The sequence below is a fragment of the Psychrilyobacter atlanticus DSM 19335 genome, assembly GCF_000426625.1.
Classification (GTDB): domain Bacteria; phylum Fusobacteriota; class Fusobacteriia; order Fusobacteriales; family Fusobacteriaceae; genus Psychrilyobacter; species Psychrilyobacter atlanticus.
Genome location: NZ_KE384547.1, coordinates 1,700,485 through 1,722,714, shown reverse-complemented (window position 1 = coordinate 1,722,714; position 22,230 = coordinate 1,700,485). Strand labels below are relative to the sequence as shown.

Sequence of the window (22,230 nt, the reverse complement as noted above, 5' to 3'; positions counted from 1 at the left end):
AGGGGCGTAATATGGAAAATCAAGCTAGGGAAGGTAAATTTGAGTTATCTGTTTTAGGAGCTGTATGGATGGTAGTATTTTATAGTTTCGTAGTTACTTTTATTATAGGAATGTTATGGGCTTCTTTCAGTCTTATAATTGATTTTAAAATAACAGAAAATATTCAAGTAATTATAGATTTATTGAGAAGTACTATTATGGATATCATAATAATAGTATTAGCTTTAAAAAAAGTTAAAAAGATAAGTAATGGGAATTTTAAACTGAAATATCTGGATAAATTTAACTATAAATTATTGTTTTCTGCTATGTTCTTGATTGGAGGATATTATTTATTCTATGAAAGTTCAATAGGGAGAATTATGGAAAAAGTTCCAGTACCCCAATTTATAGAAGAAGGGTTTGAAGAAATGTTCTTACATCCCTATGACGCTTTTATATTTGCAGTAATAAAAGCACCTATCTTTGAAGAGATTTTTATGAGGGGAATCGTCCTGGGAGGTTTATTGAATAGATATAGTCCTAAGAAAGCTATAATTGCCTCTGCACTGATATTTGGAGCATGGCATTTTAATATTCCACAGTTTGTTGATGCAACATTGGGAGGATTGATTTTAGGGATGATCTATTATAAAACTAATTCTTTGTTTCTCTGTATTGCTGCACATATGACCAATAATACTATATCTGTGATTATGGAATATACAGAGCATTCTTTTAATGCGATAACTTTTTTTATAGGAGTAATAATATTCGTAGGTTCAACTATGTTATTTTTTCGATACCTCAAGGAATTGAATGAAAAATTAGAAGTAAATAAATTATATAAAAATCAGGAGGTACTATGAAGATATATTATTTCAGCGGATCGGGAAACTCCTACTACATAGCCCAGAAGATAGCTAAAAAAACTAAAGGAACATTGGTAGATATAGCAAAAATAGAAGGGACCCTAGTTTTAGAGGAGAAGGTAGGAGTTGTAGTTCCCTGCTATGCCTTTGGAGTACCGGATATAGTGATTAAATTTTTAAAAAGAGTTGAAGATAAATCTACATATTCTTTTTTTATCCTCACATATGCTGGTTATTATGGAGGAACATTCAAACAGGTAGATAATCTGATGTCATTTAACTACAATAAAGGAATCAAGATGCCAGGGTCAGATACGGTATTTACCAGTAAAAAAAGTAGAGATGAAAAAAATGAGGGAATTTACAGGATAGCAGATGAAGAGGTCGGGAAAATTATAAAAGAGATAAAAACTATGAAAGAGAATAAGATAAGCAGGAGCTTTGAATATTACCTGTTGTTGCCTGTATATAAATTAGCTATGTGGTATTTTAGAGGAGCCAAAAGAGGGTTTAAAACCAATGAAAAATGTACTCTGTGTGGGTTCTGTGAAAAAATCTGTCCGGTAGGGAATATAAAGGTAGGAGATAAAGTTGTTTGGAGTAATCACTGTGAAGGATGCCTCAGATGCATTAACTATTGTCCCTTTGAAGCCATAGAATATAAAAAATATACAAGGGGAAAGTTAAGATTTAAAAATAAAAGGATAGATATAAGTGAAATATAGGGAAGAGAGAAGAAACGTAATTTAATGGGGGAAAAATGCTGGAATATAAAGAAATTTTAGAGATACTGGAAGAAGTTGCAGAAAAAAATGAAAAGAATTTAAAGATGATTTTAGAAGAAAAATTAAACGAAAGGGAAAGAAAAGTTTTTAAGTGGTTGTTTAAGGAATATGAGGATCTTTCAAAGAGGCGTTGGTTTGATCCCCACCATATAATATTTTCAACAAATTTTGCCCTGAGTTTAGTCGAGGAAGAAAATCTTGATAGGCTGATAGTGACAGCAATAATATTACACGATATTGGTTATTTTGCTATAGCAGATAAAAAAAATTGGATCAATTCAAATAGCAGAATTATTCATATGCAGGAAGGAGCGGCGTTAGCATCTAAAATTTTATATGAACATGGATTTAACCCAAAAGAGGTAGAAAAGGTTGTGGGGATGATAGCTGTTCATGATAATCCATATATTGGGATACCGATTATAGGTGATGACAGACTTGGTTTAAGAGATTGTGACAGGGCCTGGGTAATGCATCCCCTCTCTTTTTATAAAGATCTGAGTGAAACAGGGAGAAATTATGAAAATCCAAAGGAGTTATTGTTAGATAGAGTTGTTCAATTTTATTCCCATGAGCATCCATTTGACAGATCGGAGTGGAAGATAGATCTACAGGAATTAAAAGATAATGGGATGTATATTGAGAAGCCTGCTTATGAATTTACAAAACAATATATAGAAAAACAATTTAAGGTTAGGATAATGGAGAATAACGACATGGAGTTATTAAGTAATAGAGAGTTGTTCACAAAATATTTAGAAGAAAATATTATAAATTCAATGAAGGGGAAGATATGAATATTAGAAAAGGGACGATAGAGGATGTAGAGGAAGTCTATAAACTATATAAAGAAGTCTCTCAAATAGAAGGGGGAATAGCCAGGTTTGAGGATGAAGTTACTAGAGAATATGTGGAAGGATTTATAAAGAGTGCGTTGAATGATGGTATTTTTATAGTGGCAGAAAAAAACGGGAATATAGTAGGAGAGATCCACGGATATAAGATAGGAATTAAAGTGTTTGACCATATATTGTCAAATATAACCATAGTTGTATCTCCTGATTTTTGGGGGGAAGGGATAGGGAAGAAAATATTTATGAAGTTAATAGAGGACAGTAAAAAGGTAGAAGGAATTTCGAGGATAGAATTAGTTGCTATGGGCAGCAATAAAAAAGCTTTAAAATTTTATGAAGGTTTAGGTTTTGAAGTAGAGGGAAAGATGAAGAATAGGATTAAAAACTCCAAGGGGGAGTTTGAAGTTGGAGTTATGATGGGAATGATATTTTAATAGAAAATAAAAATAGGGGTGAAAAAACAATGGGAAAGAATCAAAATGTTTATGACAATGAAATATTTTTTGAAGGGTACAAGGGGATCAGAGAACAGGAAAATAATTATAATAAGTTACAGGAACAGCCTGCAATAAAAAGTTTACTACCGGATCTAAAAGGAAAACGAGTATTGGATTTAGGCTGCGGTTATGGGGAAAGCTGCAGTTACTTTATAGAGAAAGGAGCAGAAAAAGTTGTAGGTATCGATATCTCCAAAAAAATGTTAGAAGTTGCAGAAAAAGAAAACTCCCATGAAAATATCGAATATTTAGAAAAGAGTATGGATAATATAGAAAACCTGTCGGAGAAATTTGATCTGATATACAGTTCTCTGGCACTTCACTATATAGAGAATTTTAAAAAATTATTGATGGATATAAATAGTCTCCTGAGGGAAGATGGGCTATTTATATATTCTCAAGAGCATCCCTTGAGTACTGCACATGGGAATGGTCGGAGATGGACCAGGGATGAGAATGGAGTGGCAGTCCACTATAACCTTGCTAACTATATGAAGAGTGGTAAGAGGGAAACAATGTGGTTTATTGACGGTGTTATTAAATATCACAGGACCTTTTCTGAGATAATAAATACAGTGAATGAATGTGGATTTCAAATAGAGAAAATTTTGGAACCGCTACCCAGTGAAGAGGATATAAAACTTATTCCAAAGATGGTACAGGATTTTCATAAGCCTAATTTTTTAGTTATAAAGGCAGGGAAAAAATAAATTATCAAGTTTTTAAATAGAAAATAAAATTTATAAGAAGAGGGTGTAATATGGAAAATCAAACTAGGGAAAGTAAATTTGAACTATCTGTTTTAGGAGCTGTGTGGACTGTAGTATTTTACAGTATTATTGTCGGGGTTATCATGATAGTGTTATGGACTCCTTTTAGCCTTATAATTGATAGTATTTACAGTACATATTCTTTTGAAAACATTGAAAATGTTAAAGCAGTTATGAATTTAGTAGGGAATACTATTTTAAAGATCATAATAATAGTATTAGCTGTAAAAAAAGCTAAAAGAATGAGTGATAATAATTTTAGGATAAAATATATGGGAAAATTAAACTGTAAATTATTGATATCTGTTATCTTCTTAATAATAGGATACTATTTTTTTTACCAGAGTTCTATTGGGATAATAACAGATAAGATCCCCCTTCCTGAATGGTTAAAAGAGATAGAAAGAGAGATGGAGCTTCATCCCTATATTACATTTGTTTCTATGGCGATAGTAGCACCTATTTTTGAAGAATTTTTTATGAGGGGAGTTATTTTAACAGGGTTATTAAATAGATATAACCCCAAGAAAGCTATAATTGTCTCTGCATTGATTTTCGGGATATGGCATTTTAATATTGTGCAATCTGTCAATACAACATTGATAGGGTTGGTCTTAGGAATTATCTATTATAAAACTAACTCATTGATCTTGTGTATTACTTTGCATATGACTAACAATATATTTGCTGGGATTATGGGGGAAGCGAAAGAATATATGGGATATTCTCCTACTATCATTTCATTTTTAATAGGAATGATGATATTTATAGGTTCAGGAGTATTATTTTTTCGATATCTCAGGGAATCGGATGAAAATTTAAAAATAAATAAATTAAGTAAAAAAGGGGAGGTTTAGATGATAATACCAGAGAAATTAAAAAATAACGATGAGATAAGGATAATCGCCCCATCGAGAAGCTTAAAGCTGATAAGTGAAGAGTGCAGAGATTATGCAAACAGATGTTTTGCTGAGATGGGATTAAAGGTAACTTTTTCTAAAAACTGTGAGATAAGTGATGATTTTATGTCCTCATCCATAGAGGAAAGGATAGAAGATCTGCATGAGGCTTTTGCCGATAAAAATGTAAAGTGCATCCTCACCGTAATAGGAGGATTTAATTCAAACCAGCTGTTGAGATACATAGACTACGATCTGATAAAAAGTAACCCTAAAATATTGTGCGGTTATTCGGATATAACAGCTCTTTCCAATGCTATCTATAGTAAGACAGGTTTGGTTACTTATTCCGGACCCCACTATTCCACTTTTGGGATGAAAAAGGGTATTGATTATACTATTGAATATTTTAAAAGGTGTTTGTTTTCAAAAGACGAATATAAGATAGAGCCTTCAAAGATGTGGAGTGACGATCTCTGGTTTTTGGAGCAGGAGGAGAGAAATTTTTATAAGAATAGTGGTTATAAATCCTTGGGAAGTGGAAGGGTAGAGGGGAAAATAATCGGGGGTAATCTATGCACGCTGAACCTCCTACAGGGAACAGAATTTATGCCGGATTTAACGGAGACACTACTCTTTATAGAGGATGATGGGATGACTTCACCTGAAATTTTTGACAGAGATCTACAGTCTCTGATCCATCAGCCAAACTTTGAAAAAGTTAGGGGAATAGTATTCGGGAGATTTCAAATAGAATCAAAGATGGAAGAGAAGTTGTTTGAAAAAATAATAAGCACAAAGGCAGAATTAAAAAATATGCCAATTATTTATAACGCCGATTTTGGACATACTACACCTCACATTACTTTTCCTGTAGGAGGGTATGGAGAGATCTCATCAGGTGAAAAGATAGAGATAATAATTAAAAAGCATTAGATAAAGATCTAATATTTTTAACTGATAAAAAAAACATAATGGGGAGGGGGAAATGTTAAATATTAAATTAATTAAGCCAAATGAACATTATAAAATTTCATTTTTAAACTATATTAAAGAAATAAAAAAAAGTGGTTCAGAAACATATGAATTATATAAGGATGCAGAAGAAGATTTTAAATTATATATAGAAAAATTAAAAAAGATAGAATTAGGGGTTGGATTGCCAAAGGGGTGGGTTCCATCTAGTAGTTACTGGCTTATTGACTCAAGGTGTGAAGTCCTTGGTGTTATAAGAATCCGTCATAGAGTAGATAATGATTATCTGCAAACCATCGGTCATATAGGTTATGAAATTAAAATGACTCGAAGAAAAAAAGGGAATGGAAGTCAAATTTTAAAGATGGGATTATTAGAAGCTAGTAAGCTGGGAATGACTAATATATTGATAACTTGTGATGAGAAAAATATTGGTTCTGTCCGAATAATTGAAAAAAATAAGGGTAAATTAAAATCTTCATTTATAGATGGAGATACAGGTGAGAAAGTATTACAATATATTATTGAATTGTAGTTTAGAGTAAAAAGAATCTTTAAAATACTGTTATAAAAGTTTATATAATGATTAAAAGGAGGGGTTGATGAAGTATAAATATATTTTATTTGATCTAGATGGGACTCTTACAGATCCGGGAGTAGGGATAACGAAAGCAGTACAATATGCATTAAAAAAAAATAATATAGTAGAAGAATCATTGGGCACTCTGGAAAAATTTATAGGGCCTCCATTAAAAGATTCTTTTGTGGAGTTTTATTCCTTCGATGAAAAGATGGTTTCAGATTCAATCCAATATTTTAGGGAATATTTCAGGAAAAATGGAATATTTGAAAATGAAGTGTATTCTGGGATCCGAGACCTGCTGGGTGAATTAAAAAACAGAGATTGTAAAATTGCAGTAGCAACATCTAAGCCCACAGTATTTGCCAATACCGTTTTAAAGCATTTTGGAATGATGGAATATTTTGATCTGGTAGTGGGGAGTAATTTAGATGGAACCCTTGGAAATAAAGCAGAGATAATTAATTGTGTAATTGAGAATCTAAAGATAAAAAACTTGAAAGAAACCATTATGATAGGTGACAGAAAATATGATGTTATTGGAGCAGAAAAAAACAATATAGATTCAATAGGAGTCCTATACGGATATGGCAGTTTAGAAGAATTAGAAGCGGCCAGTCCGACATATATTGTAGATTCTATAAGTCAGTTGTATAAATTACTGACTTAGATTCTATAATTATAAAATTTGAGGAGTAAGAAAATATGAAAAAAATAGGAATAATTGGTGCTATGGATATAGAGGTTAAACTGCTGCTGGATAATATGAAATCTCTGAGAAAGGAAAAAACAGGGGGATTTTTATATTATACGGGGGAATTATGTGGAAAAGATGTGGTTATAACATCCTGCGGGGTGGGAAAAGTAAATGCTGCTTCCTGTACCCAGACGTTGATTAATAAATTTAGAGTAGATGGAATCATAAATACTGGTATTGCAGGAGGATTGCATGAAGATGTAGAAGTCTGTGATGTGGTTATCTCTAGTAATGTAACCCATCATGATGTACGTAAAAAGCAGATGAAAAATTGGTTTCCTCATCAGGAATATTTTGAAGGGGACAGAAAATTAATTGAAGCTGCAGAGAGGGCCTTTAAAAGTAGTAACGTTATAGGCAGTTCTTGTCATTTGGGAAGAATTGTAAGTGGGGAATGTTTTGTAGACGATACTCAGTTAAAAGAACAGATTATGAAAGAGTACTCTCCTCATTGTGTAGAGATGGAAGGGGCAGCCATTGGGCATGTGGCTCACATAAATGAGATACCTTTTGTTGTGATAAGAAGTATTTCTGATAAGGCAGATGGAGAAGCAACTATGAGTTATAAAAAATTTGAACAAATCACAGCACAAAATGCAGCAACAATAGTTATGAATATGATGAAGGTACTGTAAAAATAATTTTTTTGGTAGGGGGAAATCATGATTAAAAATATAGTTTTTGATTTGGGAATGGTGTTGATTAACTTTAATCCTAAAGAATTTTTAGAGATAAATAACTATGAGAAAAAAGATGAGATTATGGAATATATATTCGGACATGAGGATTGGCTAAAACTAGATCGAGGTACTCTGACGGAAAAAGAACTGGCAGAAAAATTAGATGAAAGTGGCAGTTTCACCTATGATGAAGTAATGAATATTATGAAAGTAAGAAAGGATATTATGGTTCCATTTGATTTTAACAAGGAGATTCCTAAAAAACTGAAAGAAAAGGGATACCACCTTTATATACTGTCAAATTTTCCAAAAGTTCCATTTGAGGAGATAAGAGAAAGGGATGAATTTTTTAAGTATTTCGATGGAGCTGTCGTCTCTGCCTATGTAAAACACCTAAAGCCTGAAAAAGCGATCTATGAAAGTTTGCTGGCAGATTATTCTTTAAATCCAGAAGAGACAATTTTTATAGACGACAAGTTAGATAATATAATATCGGCTGAAAAACTTGGGATATCCGGGGTACATTTAAAAACACCAGAGTCTTTAAAAGAGAAACTGAAAGAATTAAAATTATTATAAAAATAAAGAACACATAAAAAATTATTGAGGAGAGGGGATAATTATGGTTGAAATTTTTGATATTTCTTATGCTGAGATTGAAGTAATAAGGGATCTTTGGGAGAAAAACAGACTGTATCATGAGGATAGTTCGGAATATTTTAAGGAATCATATAGTTCTATTAAATTTGATGAAAGGATAAAAGTTTTCAGTGGATACAGTGAGGAGAAGATAAAAATAAGTGTTGTCAAAGAAAAGGAAAAATATATAGGGTATTGCATATCAATAATAGACAGCAATAAGGGAGAGCTTGGAACTCTCCATATCGATGAGACTGAAAGGGGAAATGGAATTGGGAAAAAACTTGTAGGGAAACATATAGAGTGGATGAATGAGAAAAAATGTGGAGAAATTGGGGTAACAGTATCCCAGGAAAATGGCCTTGCTATAGGATTCTATAAAAAACTAGGATTCTATCCAAATACCCTCTATATGGAGAAAAAATAGAGAAGTTAAAGGTGGAACAGATTTCATTATCTTAGGTACAAAGTTAGTCTATTTCATCTTAATAAAGGAGAAAATAATGAAAAATATAACTATTGAGATAATATCCAAATCACATGCAGAAGAGTTGTTGAAGTTTGAGAAGGAAAACAGGGAGTTTTTTGAAGAAAATATTCTTCCCAGAGCAGATGAATATTATTCATTAAAAAACATTGAGAAAATATTAGATGAAATTGTAATGGAGCAGGAAAATGGACTTTGTTATATGTATTTAATTAGAAATAAATCTAAAGAGATAGTGGGGAGAGTAAACCTATATTCAATTGTTAGGGGATTATTTCAAAAAGCAGAGATAGGATACAGAATTGGGAAAAACTATAATGGGCGAGGATATGCAACTAAAGCAGTTAAATTAGTTATAGATAAAGCTTTTAATAAATATAATTTACATAGAATTGAAGCCGGAACATCTCAAAGCAATATTGGTTCACAGATAGTTCTGGTTAAAAATGGATTTGAATTTGTTGGAAGGACAAGACAGGTTATCAAAATAAATGGAGAATGGAAAGATGGAATAATTTTTGAAAAAATTAACGGATAAATAAAATAGGTCAAAGTCTTATTGAATATAGGACTTTGACCATTTTAATTCTACTGGTCTTTTAAGTTTATAAGGTAGGTGCCGTTTTTTAATTTATCTAAAACGACTTCTAATCTTTCTGGTTTACCGAAATAATATCCCTGAAAAATATTAACTCCTATTCCCCTTAAAAAATCTACCTCTTTCTTTTCCTCAACCCCCTCTACTACCACTTTTAAATCCAGGCTTTTCCCCAATTCAATAATAGTCTTTATAATCTTCATATCTCTGCTGGTTTTAAACATATTAACCACAAAAGATCTGTCAATTTTTAAAGTTGTTATGGGAAGGGTCGATAGAGATGAAAGGGAAGAATATCCAGTCCCGAAGTCATCAATCAAACAGTTAACCCCTAATTTTTTTAGAATTTTGATTTTTTTTATAGATTCCTCTACGTTTGTTATGAAGTTTTCTTCGGTTAATTCAAACTCTATATTATCTAAATAATTGTATTTATCCATAATTTCTTCTAAAAAGAATTCTTTGTTGAAATGGTTAGGAGATATATTTAAAGATACCTTTGTTTTGAGCATCTGGATATCTTTTTTAACCTGCTTGATTAAAAATTCAGTCAGAGAAATTATCAAGGAAGAATTTTCGGCTATGTGGATGAATGAATTAGGTGAGATCATGCCTTTTTCTTTATGGTTCCATCTCATAAGAGCTTCAAATTCTATATTATGAGTTATAATATTCACCTTTGGCTGATAGTATATCTCAAATTCATTTTCACGTAATCCCCTTTGGATATCAAGTTCTATAATAGCAATTTCTTTTTTATCGTTACCTTTTTTAAATCGGAGCTTTTCAAATAAAACCCTTAACATGGAGTTTAAATTAGTTTCATTATTCCACTCTAAAAATACTTTTCGTACACTCATATGGAGTTTTCTTTTCTTTTCAAAATCATATTTCTTTAGAAAAATATCAAATCTTTTTTCTAATTCTTTTATATCTTGCCCGTCTAAAGGTTCTATAATAGCAACTAAAAATTGATCTCCACTTAACCTTACTATTTTATCGCTCTCTCTAAAAGTCAGTTTTAATATTTCAGTCAACTTTTTTATCATATTGTCTCCAACTATGGTTCCAAATTCCTCATTGATATAGGTCATATCCATGATATCAAATAAACCCAAAAACATTTTTTTATTCTCCAAGGGTAACTCTTTTATTATTTCATCTATCTGTTCCATTCCATTTTCCCTCTTTAAAACCCCGGTAAGTTTATCAAAATTCATATTTTTAATCAGAATTTTTTGAAGTTTTTTTTGCTTTTTTATATTAGTTAGTATAATAGCCAGAGATACTACCAACACTAATGAAATGAGTAAAGCATATATTGTTAGAGTAAAGAGGCCATTAATTATAGAGTTTTTTAGATTAGGAACAGTAGTGTCAGCACCTGCTATATATCTTCGGCCATCCTTTGAAGTCAGCATGAGATATACAGATCTATAACTGCCAATATCATCGGAACTATCGATATAATAAATATCTTTATTGTTAAATGCTTCAACAGTCTCATCGATAGAATCATCTTCTACATCTTCAAAGGTCAGCCAATAAAGTTTATCGATATTTTTATTTTCTATATATTCATGATATTCATAGCCGCCACCGATAGAAGTGTAGGTAGGCATCCCGTCTTCAATTATAATAGTGTAGAGAAAATCAACGTTATTTATCTCTGCTAATCTTGTTATTTTTTTTGAAGTTTCTAAAATTTCCTCCTGTGTATATGAAGTTTTATTCATTCCATGGAAGTTATACTCTTCCTTCAATAGGTACTCCAAATTTTTAGCAGCTCTATAAAGGTTATCATCTATTTTTTTTATCTCATCTATATATATTGAATTTCCCTTATAAAATAAGAATGAAAATATCACAGTAAATAAAAATAAGTATATATATATATATTTAATTTTAAATTTTTTAAACTTCATAAGCTGATTCTCCCCGATAAGATATAGTAGTGTTTTTCTTGTTTATATTTACTCGATTTTTATAGATTTCCTTTTTATTAGGAGATAGAATAGGGTTTAAGTTTTTAATAAATAAAAAGAAAAAGTCGCTGAATTGAATCATTATAAGGTTTCTATAATCTTTTCTGCCCACTTTTTAGCTTTCTCAATATTTTTATCGGTGTTATTTTTTAACGGATCTTGAAAATCAATCTCTCCTAAGATTTGATTGTCTTTTAACGCATCGTTCATATGATCAAATATTTTTCCCTTACCGCCACCGTGGCAGCAGAACAATGCTATTTTTTTATCCAATAATAGGTGGGCAGAAAAAAAAGTATTTAATGCTGGAGCATATGTCCAAGCCCATACAGGTGTACCGATAAATAAAATATCATAACTGTTGATATCTTTATTTAAAGGGAGCAGTTCTGGCTGTTTATGCGTTATAGCCGCTTTCCCGCCCCATACATATTTCATAAATCCTTTCGACTTTAAATCTTGTTTTGGCTTTAATTCCAAAATATCTGCATCTATTGCCTGGGCTATATTTTCAGCTATCATTTTTGTATCACCTTCAAAAGAATAAAAAATCACAATTTTTTTCATAGATCTTCCTCCTCATACTATAATTTTGTTATATATACTTTATTTTTAAAGGGCTTCTAATAAATACTTCATTATAAATTCAATCTTGTCAATTATTTTTGGATTATTATTTTCAACAGGGTATACTGTTAGATAAGGAAGGCTTAAATTTTTCTGAAAGATATTTATACCATTTATTAGAAACAGGAGTTGGTAAAAGTGAGTCAGGTACTGAAAAAATTAAAAGGCGGCGACTTAAGATCTATCGGTAAATCTGATGAAGTAGTTCAGGAAATCTTAGATAACCCTTCTTTATTCAGCGAAGTTTTTGAAGGAATGTTAAGTAATGATCCGATTATAAAAATGAGATCTGCTGATGCTGTTGAAAAGGTATCTGCAAAACACCCAGAATATCTTCAGCCTTTTAAAACTAAGTTGATTAATGAAATTTCAAAGGTAAAACAACAGGAAGTTCAGTGGCATGCCGCTCAAATGTTTTCCTATATAAAAATTGATAAAACAGAGAGGAATAAAATCATAAATATATTATTGTCTTATATAAAGACGACTGACAGCAATATTGTGAAGGTCTTTTCAATGCAGACACTGGCTGATTTTGCTGAAAAAGATCAACAGCTTCAACCTCAAATAGTAAAATTGATTAGACAAATGATGGAACAGGGGACGCCCTCGATAGTTAGCAGGGGGAAAAAACTCATTAACAGGTTGAAGAGGGAGAAATAATATGAAAATAATAACTATCGATAAAAATAATATAGATTGTGAACATATCTGTTGTGCCATTGGAAATGATAAAAAAAATAAGAACAGGGCACAGTCGAAAAAAGAATGGATGAAAACAAAATTTGACGAAGGGTTAGTCTTTAAAAGATTCGATGAAAGAGGTAAAGTTTTTATTGAGTATATGCCTATTGAAAAAGTATGGAAACCCATAAGGGGAAAGAATTTTATGGTTATCAACTGTTTATGGGTTTCGGGTAAGTTCAAAGGTAAAGGGGTAGCAATAGAATTGTTAAATGAATGTATAAAAACCGCAAGAACAGAAAAAATGGATGGAATTACTGTCGTTACAAGTAAAAAAGTAAAACCATATTTGACCGATAAAAACTTCTATTTAAAACATGGTTTTGAAGTAGTCGATTCAGCTGCCCCTTATTTTGAATTATTGGCATTAAAGTTTGATAAGAAAGGAGAGAATCCAGTATTTTCAAACAGTGTAAAAAATAATTGTTATTCAGATGAAAAAGGATTTACTTATATTTATTCAAATCAATGTCCTTTCATGGAAGAATATGCAGGATTACTTGCTGAAATTTCCGGTAAAAATGAAATTCCCTTTAATATTAAAAAGTTAAAAAATTGTGAGGAAGCCCAGGAAACCGGAAGTGCTTTTGGAACCCTGGGGATTTATTATGATGGTGAATTTATAACTCATGAATTGATGTCTGAAAAAAAGTTTGAAAAATTTATAGAAAAATGGAAATCATAGGAGAAATAATAATGAGTTTTGATAATTATGCAAAAAATTGTAGAGCTATGGAGTTTGGCTGTGGAACCGGATTTATAAGTTTTAATCTTATAGATTCGTTTAAAAGTATTACACTTATTGATTCCTCTAAAAACATGATAGATATATTAAGTAATAAAACAAATAGCCTTTAAAATTTTTATAACAGGGGCTATAATTATAGAAAGTCAATGATATTGAAAAAATATTTAAGTAATAAAAAGGGGTGAAAAATATGAATGGGTACGATGGTATATTATTGGAGTTAGTGGATGATTTTTCAAAGTGTGAATCGGTGGAGGCTATTCTTTTATCGGGGTCTAGGACTACTCCTAATTTTGATAGTGATTCAGACTATGATTTGTATATATATTCTAAAGGGGGAGTTCCGCTGGAATTCAGAGAAAAGATAGCGGACAAATACTTTAATTATGCCGAATTAAACAATACAACATGGGAGCAGGAAGATCAGGGGTTTTTCAAAGGTATCAATGTCCAGGTAGATATTGTATATAGAGATGTGGAATTTATAGAAGGGATGTTGGAGGAGATCGTTATTAAGTGCACAGCCTCAACAGGTTATACAACATGCTTTTGGGGCAATCTTATAAAGTCAGATATCCTCTATGACAGAAATGGTAAATTAAATCTACTGCAAAAAAAGTTTGATGTTGACTATCCGGAACAATTGAAAAAAAATATAGTTTCAAAAAACTTTCCCCTGTTAAATAAGATCATTCCGGCTTATACCAACCAGATAAAAAAAGCTTTAAAAAGAGGAGATCTTGTGAGTGTTAACCACAGGATAAGTGCATTTTTTGAAAGTTATTTTGATATTATTTTCGCAGTAAATATGAAACTCCATCCTGGAGAGAAAAAATTATTGAAGATTACTGGAGAACAACTGGAGTGCCTTCCGGAAAATATGGAAGCGGATATAAGGGAATTTTTTGAAAATCTGCATAGGAAGGAGTTTGATATTGTGGATAAATTAGATATGATTACCGATAGACTGGAAAAGTTATTGGAAAAAATGGATTTAATAACAGACTAAGATAATATTGTAAGTATTGAGAGTTTGTATAGAGAGGAGACCATATGAGATTAAATTACATTGTATTTATTTTATTTATACCTTTTTTGTTTTCAGCCTGCAACTCAGAAAACGATCGATTACAAAAAAAAGTGTAGATAAATTTTTAGGGAAATATGTTTCTGAAGATTATTATCAACGTTCAGATGGTTATGACTGGATAAATATTTTAATTACTAAAAAAGATGATAATGCTGTTTATATAAGTATTAAATCTCGTTCAGATAAAAAAAAGCCGACCTGTACCTTTGATGGAGAGGGAATTATAGTGGAGAGTAATACTTTAAAATCAATATTTAATGAGAAAGTTATTTTATTTGATTTAGAAGATGGAATCTTAAAAGTTTTCATGGAAAAGGAAAAAGATGGGGATCTACTTTATTTTTTCTGTTCTGGAGGTGCGACTTTAGAGGGAAGTTATAAAAAGACAGCTGAGAAGTAGTTAAAAATGGAGCAGATAAATATCTGCTTCCTTTTTAAATTACAGAGTTTATATTTATTGTAGATATTGATTTTTATATAGTATACAGGGGGATAAGATGAAAAGGTGTGATTGGTGTGTGGGAGATGAACTCTATGAAAAATATCATGATGAGGAGTGGGGTAAAGTAGTCTATGATGACAAAATCTTATTTGAATTCCTTGTTTTAGAATCTGCCCAGGCAGGGCTAAACTGGCTGACCATATTGAAAAAAAGAGAAAACTATAGAAAAGCCTACGATGATTTTGATTATAATATAGTGGCTGAATACGGAGAAGGAAAATTTGAAGAGTTGATGGGGAATAAGGGGATAGTAAGAAATAAATTAAAAATAAGAGCGTCTATAAACAATGCAATTAAGTTTATGGAGATACAGGGTGAATGGGGAAGTTTTTATGATTATCTATGGAGTTTTACAGATGGAAATCAGATAGTAAACAGGGTAAAAAATATAAAAGAAGTACCAGCAAAAACTGATTTATCTGATATAATAAGTAAAGATATGAAAAAAAGAGGGTTTAAATTTATCGGAACTACAATCATCTATGCATACTTACAGGCGGTAGGAGTAGTAGATGATCATGTAGATGGATGCTTTTCAAAGAAAAGCTAAAAATTTGTGGTAAAAAGGTCGGGTGTTGGAGGAAATATGAAATTAAAAATTGTAGAATTGACAAAAGAAAAAGATAGATATCTAGCAGTAGTTGAATACTTAGACGGAGGTATAGAATTTTATCCTGATGGTAAGGGTGGTCAGTTAGGAGACAGGGGAAGTCTAGGAGAAGCTCATGTAGTGGAAGTAGATAGAGAGGGGAACCTCTTTTTAGATATGGAGTTAGGTTTAGGAGTCTATGAATACCTCATAGATATGGATAGAAGATGTGAGATAGGAAAAAATCATACAACACAACATATAATATCAGCATATTTAAAGAAAAAATATGATTACGATACTGTAGGATTCCGAATGGGAGAGGAATATTCTACTGTAGATTTTCCTAGTTTAGATCTTATAGATAGTGGAAAAATAAAAGATTTGGAAGAAGAGGTAAATAGGATAATTGGAAAAGATATGAATATAGAGGTACTAGAACTTTCCAGGGAGGAAGCTGGCCAAATCGAATCACTTAGAAAATCTATAAGTGATAAGATAGTAGGGAAGATAAAGGTTGTAAAAATAGAAGATTTTGATATGAATGCCTGCGGTGGATTTCATATACAGAGTACAAAAGAGATTGGATTATTTAAAGTTGTAAATTATGAGAAAGTAAAGAAAACGATAACTCGTGTCTATTATAAAGCGGGAAAATTAGCCTACGAAGATTATTATGAAAAACATAATATAATAAAAAAATCTACAACTCAACTGAGCTCTACTGTGGAAGAGGTAAATGATAAAATAGATTGTTTGTTGGAAGAAAATAAATCTAAAACTAAAGAATTGAGCAGCCTGTATCATGACTATAGTGAATTGTTGTGTGAAAAATTAAAGGCCAATGCAAAAATTCAAGGTGAAAATAAAATAATTATCTATAAAAAAAATGATGCAGTAACAAAATTTTTTCCTAAGTTTATAGGGAATGAAAAATATTCTGTTATACACGGCGAAGATGGCAATTTTACTGTAATGAGTAGGGCTATAAACTGTGGTGAATTAAAGAATAATTTAGAAGAATTAGGGTATATTGTGAAAGGTGGTGGGAATTCCACAAGAATTAATTTGAGAATAGATATAAATATAGAAAAAATAGTTGATATTTTTATGAAATTACTTTAAAATTAAGAGTAAAATTAAATTTTTTATAATATTTCAAAAAAATGAAATTTTGAGATAAAAATATAGAATAATATGAAAGTTTAGTAAGTAGGTAGAAAAAGCGTTTAACTATATGAAAATTTAATTGAAATTATGAATATAAAGATTGTGGAGGAGAAAAATGAATAAGATAAACTTATTAGAGTTAGAGTACAATGAATTAGAAGGTGTTGTAATAGATTTAGGAATGAAAAAATTTAATGCAAAACAAATATATGAGTGGCTTCATGTAAAAATTGCCAGAAAGATAGAGGATATGACAAATATATCTAAAAAAAATAGGGAATTATTGGAAGAAAAAACTTATATACCTTATTTAAACCTATTAGATCATCAAGTGTCTAAAAAAGATGGAACTGAGAAGTTTTTATTTAAATTAGAAGATGGAACTACTATTGAGACTGTGTTATTAAAGCATAAAGACAGAAACACAGTATGTCTGTCTACTCAAGTAGGGTGTCCTGTAAAATGTAGTTTCTGTGCAACAGGTCAAGGTGGGTACACTAGAGATTTATTCAATCATGAGATTGTAAACCAGGTATACACTATCCATAGAAGATTAGTTAAAAAAGGTGAAGGAGTAAATAACTTAGTGTATATGGGAATGGGAGAGCCATTATTAAACATAAATAACACTATAAAATCTATAAGAATGTTATCTGATGAAAAGGGAATCAATATCTCAAAGAGAAGAATTACAGTATCTACTTCTGGAATTGTACCGGGAATTGAAAAGTTATTAGAAGAGAAGATGCCTATAGGACTAGCTATCTCACTTCATGCAGTAACTGACCAAAAGAGAAATGAAATTATACCTATAAACAGAAGATATCCATTACAGGATCTATATACAACTTTACAACAATATCAAATGTACACAAAGAGAAGACTTACTTTTGAATATATCTTAATAGATGAATTCAACTGTTCAATGAGAGATGCTGATATGTTAGCTGAATTTATGTATGGATTTGATCATATAGTAAACTTAATTCCTTACAATGAAGTAGAGGGAACTGACTATAAGAGACCTGATAAAGAGAAGATAGAGAAGTTCTACAACCAATTGAAGGAAGTAAGAAAAATCAATGTAACTTTCAGAGGAGAAAAAGGTTCTGACATAGATGGAGCTTGTGGACAACTAAGACAAAAAAACAAAAGGTAGGATACTATGAAAAAATTATTTCGTAATATATTATTTATATTTATAGGATTATTCATATTAGGTGGAGTAGGAGCTACAGTTCTTATTGTGAAGGCATATAGAGAGCTGCCGGACCTAGGACAACTAATAGAAGGGTATAACCCAGTAGTACCAAGTAAAATATATGATACAAATGGTGAAGTAATAGATATTCTCTATAAAGAGATCAGAGAAACTGCAACTATAGAGGAGATGCCTAAATCACTGAAAGATGCTTATGTGGCTATAGAGGACAGAAGATTTTATAGTCATCATGGGTTTGATGTTCTGGGAATGGGTAGAGCTATGGTAGTAAATGTAGTCACTATGAGTAAAGCCCAGGGAGCCAGTTCTATAACCCAGCAGCTGGCTAAAAATGCCTTCCTTACCAATGAAAAAAGGATAATGAGAAAGGTAAAAGAAGCTATAATTACAGTGGAATTGGAAAGAGGATATACCAAAGATGAGATTCTGGAAAAATATATGAATGAGATATATTTTGGATCAGGGGCCTACGGAGTAAAAACAGCAGCCAGAGCATTTTATGGTAAATCTGTGGGAGATATAAATATAGCTGAATCTGCACTTTTAGCAGGAGTACCTAACAGACCTAATAAATATAATCCTAGAAGGCATCTAAACAATGCAATAGCCAGAGGGAAATTAGTTCTAGCTCAAATGAGAAGATATAACCTCATAGATGAAGAAGAATATCAAAAAGCACTGTCTCAGAAATTTTATAATGAAGGGCAGCTGCCAGATGAATTAAAAGACCTGTCTGTGGAGGAATTATCCAAATTAAATGTTACTGTAATAAAGAGTGTGAGTAAAAAAAGGAGTTATAAAACTCCTGATTTTACTAATATAGTAGAAAAAAAATTATTTGAATTGTTTACAGAAAAACAGATATATGAAGAGGGGTTAGAAGTTTATACGACCTTGGATATAGGTATGCAGAAAGCAGCTAAATTAACATTTGAAAACTATAAGCCGTTGAAAGATAAAAAAGGTTTAGATGGCGGGATGGTCACTATAGAAGCTGATACAGGTTATGTAAGAGCTGTTATAGGTGGAAAAGGTTTTAAATCTGGAGATTACAATAGAGCTATCTATGCCAAAAGGCAGCCAGGATCCGCTTTTAAACCATTTGTATATTTCACAGCTTTGAGACTTGGTTATCCTATGAATACAGTGATTGAGGATACTCCGCTGGAATTTGGCGAGTGGAAACCAAGAAACTACGGGGGTAATTTCAGAAAAAATTTCACCCTCTTAGAAGGAATGGAAAGATCTATAAATATAGTCGCAATAAAAACGCTGCAAAAAGTTGGACTTAAAAATGTAGGTGAAACTGTAAAATTAGCAGGTGGGGAAGATATAAAGATCCCTCAAAATTTAACAGCGGCACTTGGAACAATGGTAGTGACACCATATGAACTTTCAAGTTTATACCTGCCATTTGCAAATGGCGGATATAGGGTTAAACCTCAGTTTATTACCCAGATAAAGAATAGATATGGAAAGGTAATATATCAGGAACAAGCTGAGCAACAGAGAGTTTTTAAAGGTGAAGATGTAGCTCTCATAACCCATATGATGGAAGATGTTGTAAACCTTGGAAGTGGTAGAAATGCCAGGGTAAAGAAAGATGGAAAAAATATTGTGCAAGGTGGAAAAACCGGTACAACCAACAGACAGAGAACAGCTTGGTTTGCGGGAATAACTCCTAAATATGTTACTACAGTCTATATTGGTTATGACGATAACAGACCTATGGATAAATCAGCTACTGGTGGCGGTCTCACAGCCAAATTGTGGGGTAATTACTATCAAATGTTGGTAGATGATGGGTATGATACCGGTAAAGAGTTTAATTATATTACTGATGGATTAAAAAATGGTAAACTGAGTAAGGTACTGATCGATTCCAAAAATGGTAGATTAGCAGATTCTACATCTGGATGGAATAAGAGATGGGCACTATTTAAAAAAGGAACCGAACCAGTAGAGATGGCATCTATATATAACTCAGATTTCAATGATTTTTTTATGGGATCCGATGAAATTATGATGGATAAGGTAGAAGAAACAAGGGAATCAAAAAAAAATATGGAACAGAATGAAAAAAATATAAATTCTGATTCTATGTTTAAAGATCTCTTTGGGAATTAAAAAAATTAAATATTTAAATCCACTTTTGTGGTAGATGTTCGAAAAATCCATCTATAAAAAACCAAAGACTATGTGTAGAGGTCGAAACAAATCTACGCTTTTTTTGGTGTACTTTTAGGAGGGATTTTTTATCCCTCCTTTTATATTTAGAAAAATAAAAGGAAGATATAAAACTAAAAAAAATTAATAGTTATTTTAGGGCAGTCAAAATCAGCCCATAGAATAGAGAGTAAAGAATAAAAAGGAGAAATAAATATGCAAAATATAATACTTTGGTTTGTAATGTTACTAGTTAACTTTGGATTTATCCTATATTTTTATAGAGCTTATGGGAAAAATGGTCTCTATGCCTATATACCGATAACTATAATATTGGCTCAGATACAGGTAAATAAAGCCATAGAGATAGGCGGAATGTCATCTACTTTAGGAAATATAATGTTTGCATCAAGTTTTTTGGTGACAGATATATTGTCGGAAAAATATGGATTGAAAGCAGCCGCTAAAGGGGCTAAAATAGGACTTTTAAGTAATATAGCAGCGACTATATTACTCCAAGTTTCAGTAGCTTTTGAACCTAGTACAGCGGATTATTCACAGGTGGCCATGGAAACATTATTTGGACCATTATCTAGGTTTACAGCAGTGGGGCTTATATGTTATTGGATGTCACAAAATATAGATATCCATCTATTTGAAAAGCTTAAGAAAAAATTCCCAGAAAATAAACATCTATGGCTTAGAAATAATGGAAGTACTATGCTGAGTCAGTTTGTAGACACAGCAATCTTCACTTATTTAGCCTTCTACTTAAGTTTTGACTTTTTAGGATTCTCATATGCAGGATTTTATGACTTTAAAACATGTTTAGAGATATTTACAACGACATATTTGATGAAGATTGTAATAGCTACCTTTGATACGCCATTTTTATATCTGGCTAAAAAGATGCACAGAGAGACGGCAATTGAAGACGGAGAACTTAAGGTTGAAAATATATAATTGAGAAGAAAAAATTACTCACGAATAGACACGAAAGAAATTTTATCTCTGAAAAAGAGAATAAAAGACTTGGACACGGAAATACACTGAGGAGGGGAAGAGAGAGCACAGAGAAAAACTCTATGGGACTTCTAATCTTAATCTCTATGAATTTTTGTGTTCCAAGAAATGTAAGTAAGAATTTAACCGCGAATGACGCAAATGGCATGAATAAACAAGGTTCTAACTAAGAGAAAAGAATGAAAAGCTTCTGTGATGTAGCAGTAAGAGTTTTAATTCGTGACAGATGTTTAGAGGTTTTATTCTGTGGTAAAAATAAAAAACAAGAGGTGAAATGTGAGATATAATAAGGTTTTAGATAAAAATATTAGAGAAATAGTACTTCTTAAAAGCTTTCCCTGCAGTTATGGGAAGTGTAAATTTTGTAACTATATAGAGGATAATTCTATAGATGAAAGGGAGATAAATCAGGTCAACTTTGATGTCTTAAAAGAAGTAACCGGAGAATTTGGAGTGTTAGAAGTTATAAACTCCGGTTCTGTTTTTGAAATCCCTTTTGAAACATTAAAAAAAATCAGAGAAGTTGTCAGGGAAAAGAAGATAAAGGTCTTATATTTCGAAGCCTATTACGGTTATATAAAAAGATTGGATGAGATCAGAGATTATTTTGATGGGACAGAAATAAGGTTCCGTATAGGAGTGGAAACCTTTGATGATAACTACAGGATAGACTCCTACGGTAAAAACTTTGTGATAGATGAAAATACTTTAAAGAAATTAAGCAATGAATTTTATTCGGCTTGTTTACTGGTATGCACCGTAGGCCAGACTGAGGAAATGATAACGAAAGATATCGAGACAGGGCTGGCAAACTTTAAGCAGATAACCATAAATGTATTTATAGATAATGGAACTGAGGTAAAGCAGGATAAAGAATTAGTGAACTGGCTTATGGAAAATTATAGTTATCTAAAAGCTGATCCTCGTGTGGAACTTTTATATGACAATAAAGATTTAGGAGTATTTGAACAGTAAAATATTTTAAATGGAAT

General features: G+C 31.5%; 26 protein-coding genes. 24 read left to right on the top strand and 2 right to left on the bottom strand.

The features are described from left to right. Window positions 1–11: 11 nt before the first annotated feature. From K337_RS0108780 to K337_RS0108720, 13 genes are all read left to right on the top strand, one after another. Window positions 12–848: a CPBP family intramembrane glutamic endopeptidase gene (locus K337_RS0108780; RefSeq protein WP_028856270.1), complete on the top strand. Its 837-nt coding sequence runs from the start codon at window positions 12–14 to the stop codon at window positions 846–848. After that, on the top strand, window positions 845–1,576 hold the full coding sequence (locus tag K337_RS0108775) for an EFR1 family ferrodoxin (protein WP_028856269.1): 732 nt from the start codon (window positions 845–847) through the stop codon (window positions 1,574–1,576). The genes K337_RS0108780 and K337_RS0108775 overlap by 4 nt, the downstream gene beginning before the upstream one ends. Window positions 1,577–1,611: 35 nt before the next feature. Next, entirely contained in the window at window positions 1,612–2,433 is an 822-nt protein-coding gene (locus K337_RS0108770; protein ID WP_028856268.1) for an HD domain-containing protein, read from the top strand. Next, window positions 2,430–2,924 carry a GNAT family N-acetyltransferase gene (locus K337_RS0108765; protein WP_028856267.1) on the top strand — a complete coding sequence of 165 codons (495 nt, stop codon included), beginning with the start codon at window positions 2,430–2,432 and terminating at the stop codon, window positions 2,922–2,924. The genes K337_RS0108770 and K337_RS0108765 overlap by 4 nt, the downstream gene beginning before the upstream one ends. Window positions 2,925–2,953: 29 nt before the next feature. Continuing rightward, window positions 2,954–3,697, top strand: coding sequence for a class I SAM-dependent methyltransferase (locus tag K337_RS0108760; protein ID WP_028856266.1), 744 nt, complete (start codon window positions 2,954–2,956; stop codon window positions 3,695–3,697). Between the two features lie 50 nt (window positions 3,698–3,747). Beyond that, entirely contained in the window at window positions 3,748–4,614 is an 867-nt protein-coding gene (locus K337_RS19185; RefSeq protein ID WP_051251689.1) for a CPBP family intramembrane glutamic endopeptidase, read from the top strand. Then, window positions 4,615–5,592, top strand: coding sequence for a S66 family peptidase (locus tag K337_RS0108750; RefSeq protein WP_211226089.1), 978 nt, complete (start codon window positions 4,615–4,617; stop codon window positions 5,590–5,592). A gap of 52 nt (window positions 5,593–5,644) precedes the next feature. Next, window positions 5,645–6,166 (top strand): GNAT family N-acetyltransferase, encoded by a 522-nt coding sequence (locus K337_RS0108745; RefSeq protein ID WP_028856264.1) that lies wholly within the window; start codon window positions 5,645–5,647, stop codon window positions 6,164–6,166. Between the two features lie 67 nt (window positions 6,167–6,233). Next, a complete protein-coding gene (locus K337_RS0108740) occupies window positions 6,234–6,881 on the top strand; it encodes an HAD family hydrolase (RefSeq protein WP_028856263.1) in 648 nt (215 codons plus the stop codon). A gap of 35 nt (window positions 6,882–6,916) precedes the next feature. Further along, window positions 6,917–7,603 carry a 5'-methylthioadenosine/adenosylhomocysteine nucleosidase gene (locus K337_RS0108735; RefSeq protein ID WP_028856262.1) on the top strand — a complete coding sequence of 229 codons (687 nt, stop codon included), beginning with the start codon at window positions 6,917–6,919 and terminating at the stop codon, window positions 7,601–7,603. A 27-nt stretch (window positions 7,604–7,630) separates the two neighbouring features. Further along, complete coding sequence (locus K337_RS0108730; RefSeq protein ID WP_028856261.1) at window positions 7,631–8,227, top strand: HAD family hydrolase; 597 nt, start codon at window positions 7,631–7,633, stop codon at window positions 8,225–8,227. Between the two features lie 43 nt (window positions 8,228–8,270). After that, a complete protein-coding gene (locus tag K337_RS0108725; protein ID WP_028856260.1) occupies window positions 8,271–8,714 on the top strand; it encodes a GNAT family N-acetyltransferase in 444 nt (147 codons plus the stop codon). A gap of 76 nt (window positions 8,715–8,790) precedes the next feature. Beyond that, the gene (locus K337_RS0108720) at window positions 8,791–9,312 is read left to right on the top strand and encodes a GNAT family N-acetyltransferase (RefSeq protein ID WP_028856259.1); all 522 of its coding nucleotides are present in this window, start codon (window positions 8,791–8,793) and stop codon (window positions 9,310–9,312) included. Between the two features lie 50 nt (window positions 9,313–9,362). Here K337_RS0108720 and K337_RS0108715 read toward each other — a convergent pair whose 3' ends face one another. Both K337_RS0108715 and K337_RS0108710 read right to left on the bottom strand, forming a co-directional pair. Further along, window positions 9,363–11,297, bottom strand: a complete 1,935-nt coding sequence (locus K337_RS0108715; RefSeq protein ID WP_028856258.1) for an EAL domain-containing protein — start codon at window positions 11,295–11,297, stop codon at window positions 9,363–9,365. Between the two features lie 141 nt (window positions 11,298–11,438). Next, window positions 11,439–11,924 carry a flavodoxin family protein gene (locus K337_RS0108710; RefSeq protein WP_028856257.1) on the bottom strand — a complete coding sequence of 162 codons (486 nt, stop codon included), beginning with the start codon at window positions 11,922–11,924 and terminating at the stop codon, window positions 11,439–11,441. A 198-nt stretch (window positions 11,925–12,122) separates the two neighbouring features. On the opposite strand from K337_RS0108710, the gene K337_RS0108705 reads away from it, so the two are divergent. The 11 genes from K337_RS0108705 to K337_RS0108650 all read left to right on the top strand — a co-directional run bounded on the left by K337_RS0108705 (window position 12,123) and on the right by K337_RS0108650 (window position 22,213). Then, window positions 12,123–12,647, top strand: a complete 525-nt coding sequence (locus K337_RS0108705; protein WP_028856256.1) for a hypothetical protein — start codon at window positions 12,123–12,125, stop codon at window positions 12,645–12,647. Window position 12,648: 1 nt separating this feature from the next. Then, on the top strand, window positions 12,649–13,413 hold the full coding sequence (locus tag K337_RS0108700; RefSeq protein ID WP_028856255.1) for a GNAT family N-acetyltransferase: 765 nt from the start codon (window positions 12,649–12,651) through the stop codon (window positions 13,411–13,413). Window positions 13,414–13,424: 11 nt separating this feature from the next. Continuing rightward, window positions 13,425–13,586 carry a methyltransferase domain-containing protein gene (locus K337_RS19570; protein ID WP_211226088.1) on the top strand — a complete coding sequence of 54 codons (162 nt, stop codon included), beginning with the start codon at window positions 13,425–13,427 and terminating at the stop codon, window positions 13,584–13,586. A gap of 80 nt (window positions 13,587–13,666) precedes the next feature. After that, window positions 13,667–14,485: a DUF4037 domain-containing protein gene (locus K337_RS0108690; protein ID WP_028856254.1), complete on the top strand. Its 819-nt coding sequence runs from the start codon at window positions 13,667–13,669 to the stop codon at window positions 14,483–14,485. Window positions 14,486–14,501: 16 nt separating this feature from the next. Continuing rightward, the gene (locus K337_RS0108685) at window positions 14,502–14,966 is read left to right on the top strand and encodes a hypothetical protein (RefSeq protein ID WP_028856253.1); all 465 of its coding nucleotides are present in this window, start codon (window positions 14,502–14,504) and stop codon (window positions 14,964–14,966) included. A gap of 97 nt (window positions 14,967–15,063) precedes the next feature. After that, on the top strand, window positions 15,064–15,618 hold the full coding sequence (locus K337_RS0108680) for a DNA-3-methyladenine glycosylase I (RefSeq protein ID WP_028856252.1): 555 nt from the start codon (window positions 15,064–15,066) through the stop codon (window positions 15,616–15,618). Window positions 15,619–15,654: 36 nt separating this feature from the next. Further along, on the top strand, window positions 15,655–16,782 hold the full coding sequence (locus K337_RS18100; protein WP_051251688.1) for an alanyl-tRNA editing protein: 1,128 nt from the start codon (window positions 15,655–15,657) through the stop codon (window positions 16,780–16,782). Between the two features lie 160 nt (window positions 16,783–16,942). Further along, a complete protein-coding gene (rlmN, locus tag K337_RS0108670; RefSeq protein WP_028856251.1) occupies window positions 16,943–17,986 on the top strand; it encodes a dual-specificity RNA methyltransferase RlmN in 1,044 nt (347 codons plus the stop codon). 6 nt (window positions 17,987–17,992) lie between these two features. Further along, window positions 17,993–20,176 carry a transglycosylase domain-containing protein gene (locus K337_RS0108665; protein ID WP_028856250.1) on the top strand — a complete coding sequence of 728 codons (2,184 nt, stop codon included), beginning with the start codon at window positions 17,993–17,995 and terminating at the stop codon, window positions 20,174–20,176. A 255-nt stretch (window positions 20,177–20,431) separates the two neighbouring features. Beyond that, window positions 20,432–21,178: a queuosine precursor transporter gene (locus tag K337_RS0108660; RefSeq protein ID WP_028856249.1), complete on the top strand. Its 747-nt coding sequence runs from the start codon at window positions 20,432–20,434 to the stop codon at window positions 21,176–21,178. Between the two features lie 336 nt (window positions 21,179–21,514). After that, complete coding sequence (locus K337_RS0108650; RefSeq protein ID WP_028856248.1) at window positions 21,515–22,213, top strand: radical SAM protein; 699 nt, start codon at window positions 21,515–21,517, stop codon at window positions 22,211–22,213. The last annotated feature ends 17 nt before the right edge of the window (window positions 22,214–22,230 follow it).

Coding starts and splice junctions, on each gene's coding strand:
- K337_RS0108690 (WP_028856254.1), top strand. CDS start 13,667: ATGAATGGGTACGATGGTATATTATTGGAGTTAGTGGATGATTTTTCA.
- K337_RS0108725 (WP_028856260.1), top strand. CDS start 8,271: ATGGTTGAAATTTTTGATATTTCTTATGCTGAGATTGAAGTAATAAGG.
- K337_RS0108775 (WP_028856269.1), top strand. CDS start 845: ATGAAGATATATTATTTCAGCGGATCGGGAAACTCCTACTACATAGCC.
- K337_RS0108765 (WP_028856267.1), top strand. CDS start 2,430: ATGAATATTAGAAAAGGGACGATAGAGGATGTAGAGGAAGTCTATAAA.
- K337_RS0108770 (WP_028856268.1), top strand. CDS start 1,612: ATGCTGGAATATAAAGAAATTTTAGAGATACTGGAAGAAGTTGCAGAA.
- K337_RS19570 (WP_211226088.1), top strand. CDS start 13,425: ATGAGTTTTGATAATTATGCAAAAAATTGTAGAGCTATGGAGTTTGGC.
- K337_RS19185 (WP_051251689.1), top strand. CDS start 3,748: ATGGAAAATCAAACTAGGGAAAGTAAATTTGAACTATCTGTTTTAGGA.
- K337_RS0108730 (WP_028856261.1), top strand. CDS start 7,631: ATGATTAAAAATATAGTTTTTGATTTGGGAATGGTGTTGATTAACTTT.
- K337_RS0108780 (WP_028856270.1), top strand. CDS start 12: ATGGAAAATCAAGCTAGGGAAGGTAAATTTGAGTTATCTGTTTTAGGA.
- K337_RS0108710 (WP_028856257.1), bottom strand. CDS start 11,924: ATGAAAAAAATTGTGATTTTTTATTCTTTTGAAGGTGATACAAAAATG.
- K337_RS0108750 (WP_211226089.1), top strand. CDS start 4,615: ATGATAATACCAGAGAAATTAAAAAATAACGATGAGATAAGGATAATC.
- K337_RS0108735 (WP_028856262.1), top strand. CDS start 6,917: ATGAAAAAAATAGGAATAATTGGTGCTATGGATATAGAGGTTAAACTG.
- K337_RS0108745 (WP_028856264.1), top strand. CDS start 5,645: ATGTTAAATATTAAATTAATTAAGCCAAATGAACATTATAAAATTTCA.
- K337_RS0108660 (WP_028856249.1), top strand. CDS start 20,432: ATGCAAAATATAATACTTTGGTTTGTAATGTTACTAGTTAACTTTGGA.
- K337_RS0108715 (WP_028856258.1), bottom strand. CDS start 11,297: ATGAAGTTTAAAAAATTTAAAATTAAATATATATATATATACTTATTT.
- K337_RS0108760 (WP_028856266.1), top strand. CDS start 2,954: ATGGGAAAGAATCAAAATGTTTATGACAATGAAATATTTTTTGAAGGG.
- K337_RS18100 (WP_051251688.1), top strand. CDS start 15,655: ATGAAATTAAAAATTGTAGAATTGACAAAAGAAAAAGATAGATATCTA.
- K337_RS0108665 (WP_028856250.1), top strand. CDS start 17,993: ATGAAAAAATTATTTCGTAATATATTATTTATATTTATAGGATTATTC.
- K337_RS0108740 (WP_028856263.1), top strand. CDS start 6,234: ATGAAGTATAAATATATTTTATTTGATCTAGATGGGACTCTTACAGAT.
- K337_RS0108680 (WP_028856252.1), top strand. CDS start 15,064: ATGAAAAGGTGTGATTGGTGTGTGGGAGATGAACTCTATGAAAAATAT.
- rlmN (WP_028856251.1), top strand. CDS start 16,943: ATGAATAAGATAAACTTATTAGAGTTAGAGTACAATGAATTAGAAGGT.
- K337_RS0108700 (WP_028856255.1), top strand. CDS start 12,649: ATGAAAATAATAACTATCGATAAAAATAATATAGATTGTGAACATATC.
- K337_RS0108720 (WP_028856259.1), top strand. CDS start 8,791: ATGAAAAATATAACTATTGAGATAATATCCAAATCACATGCAGAAGAG.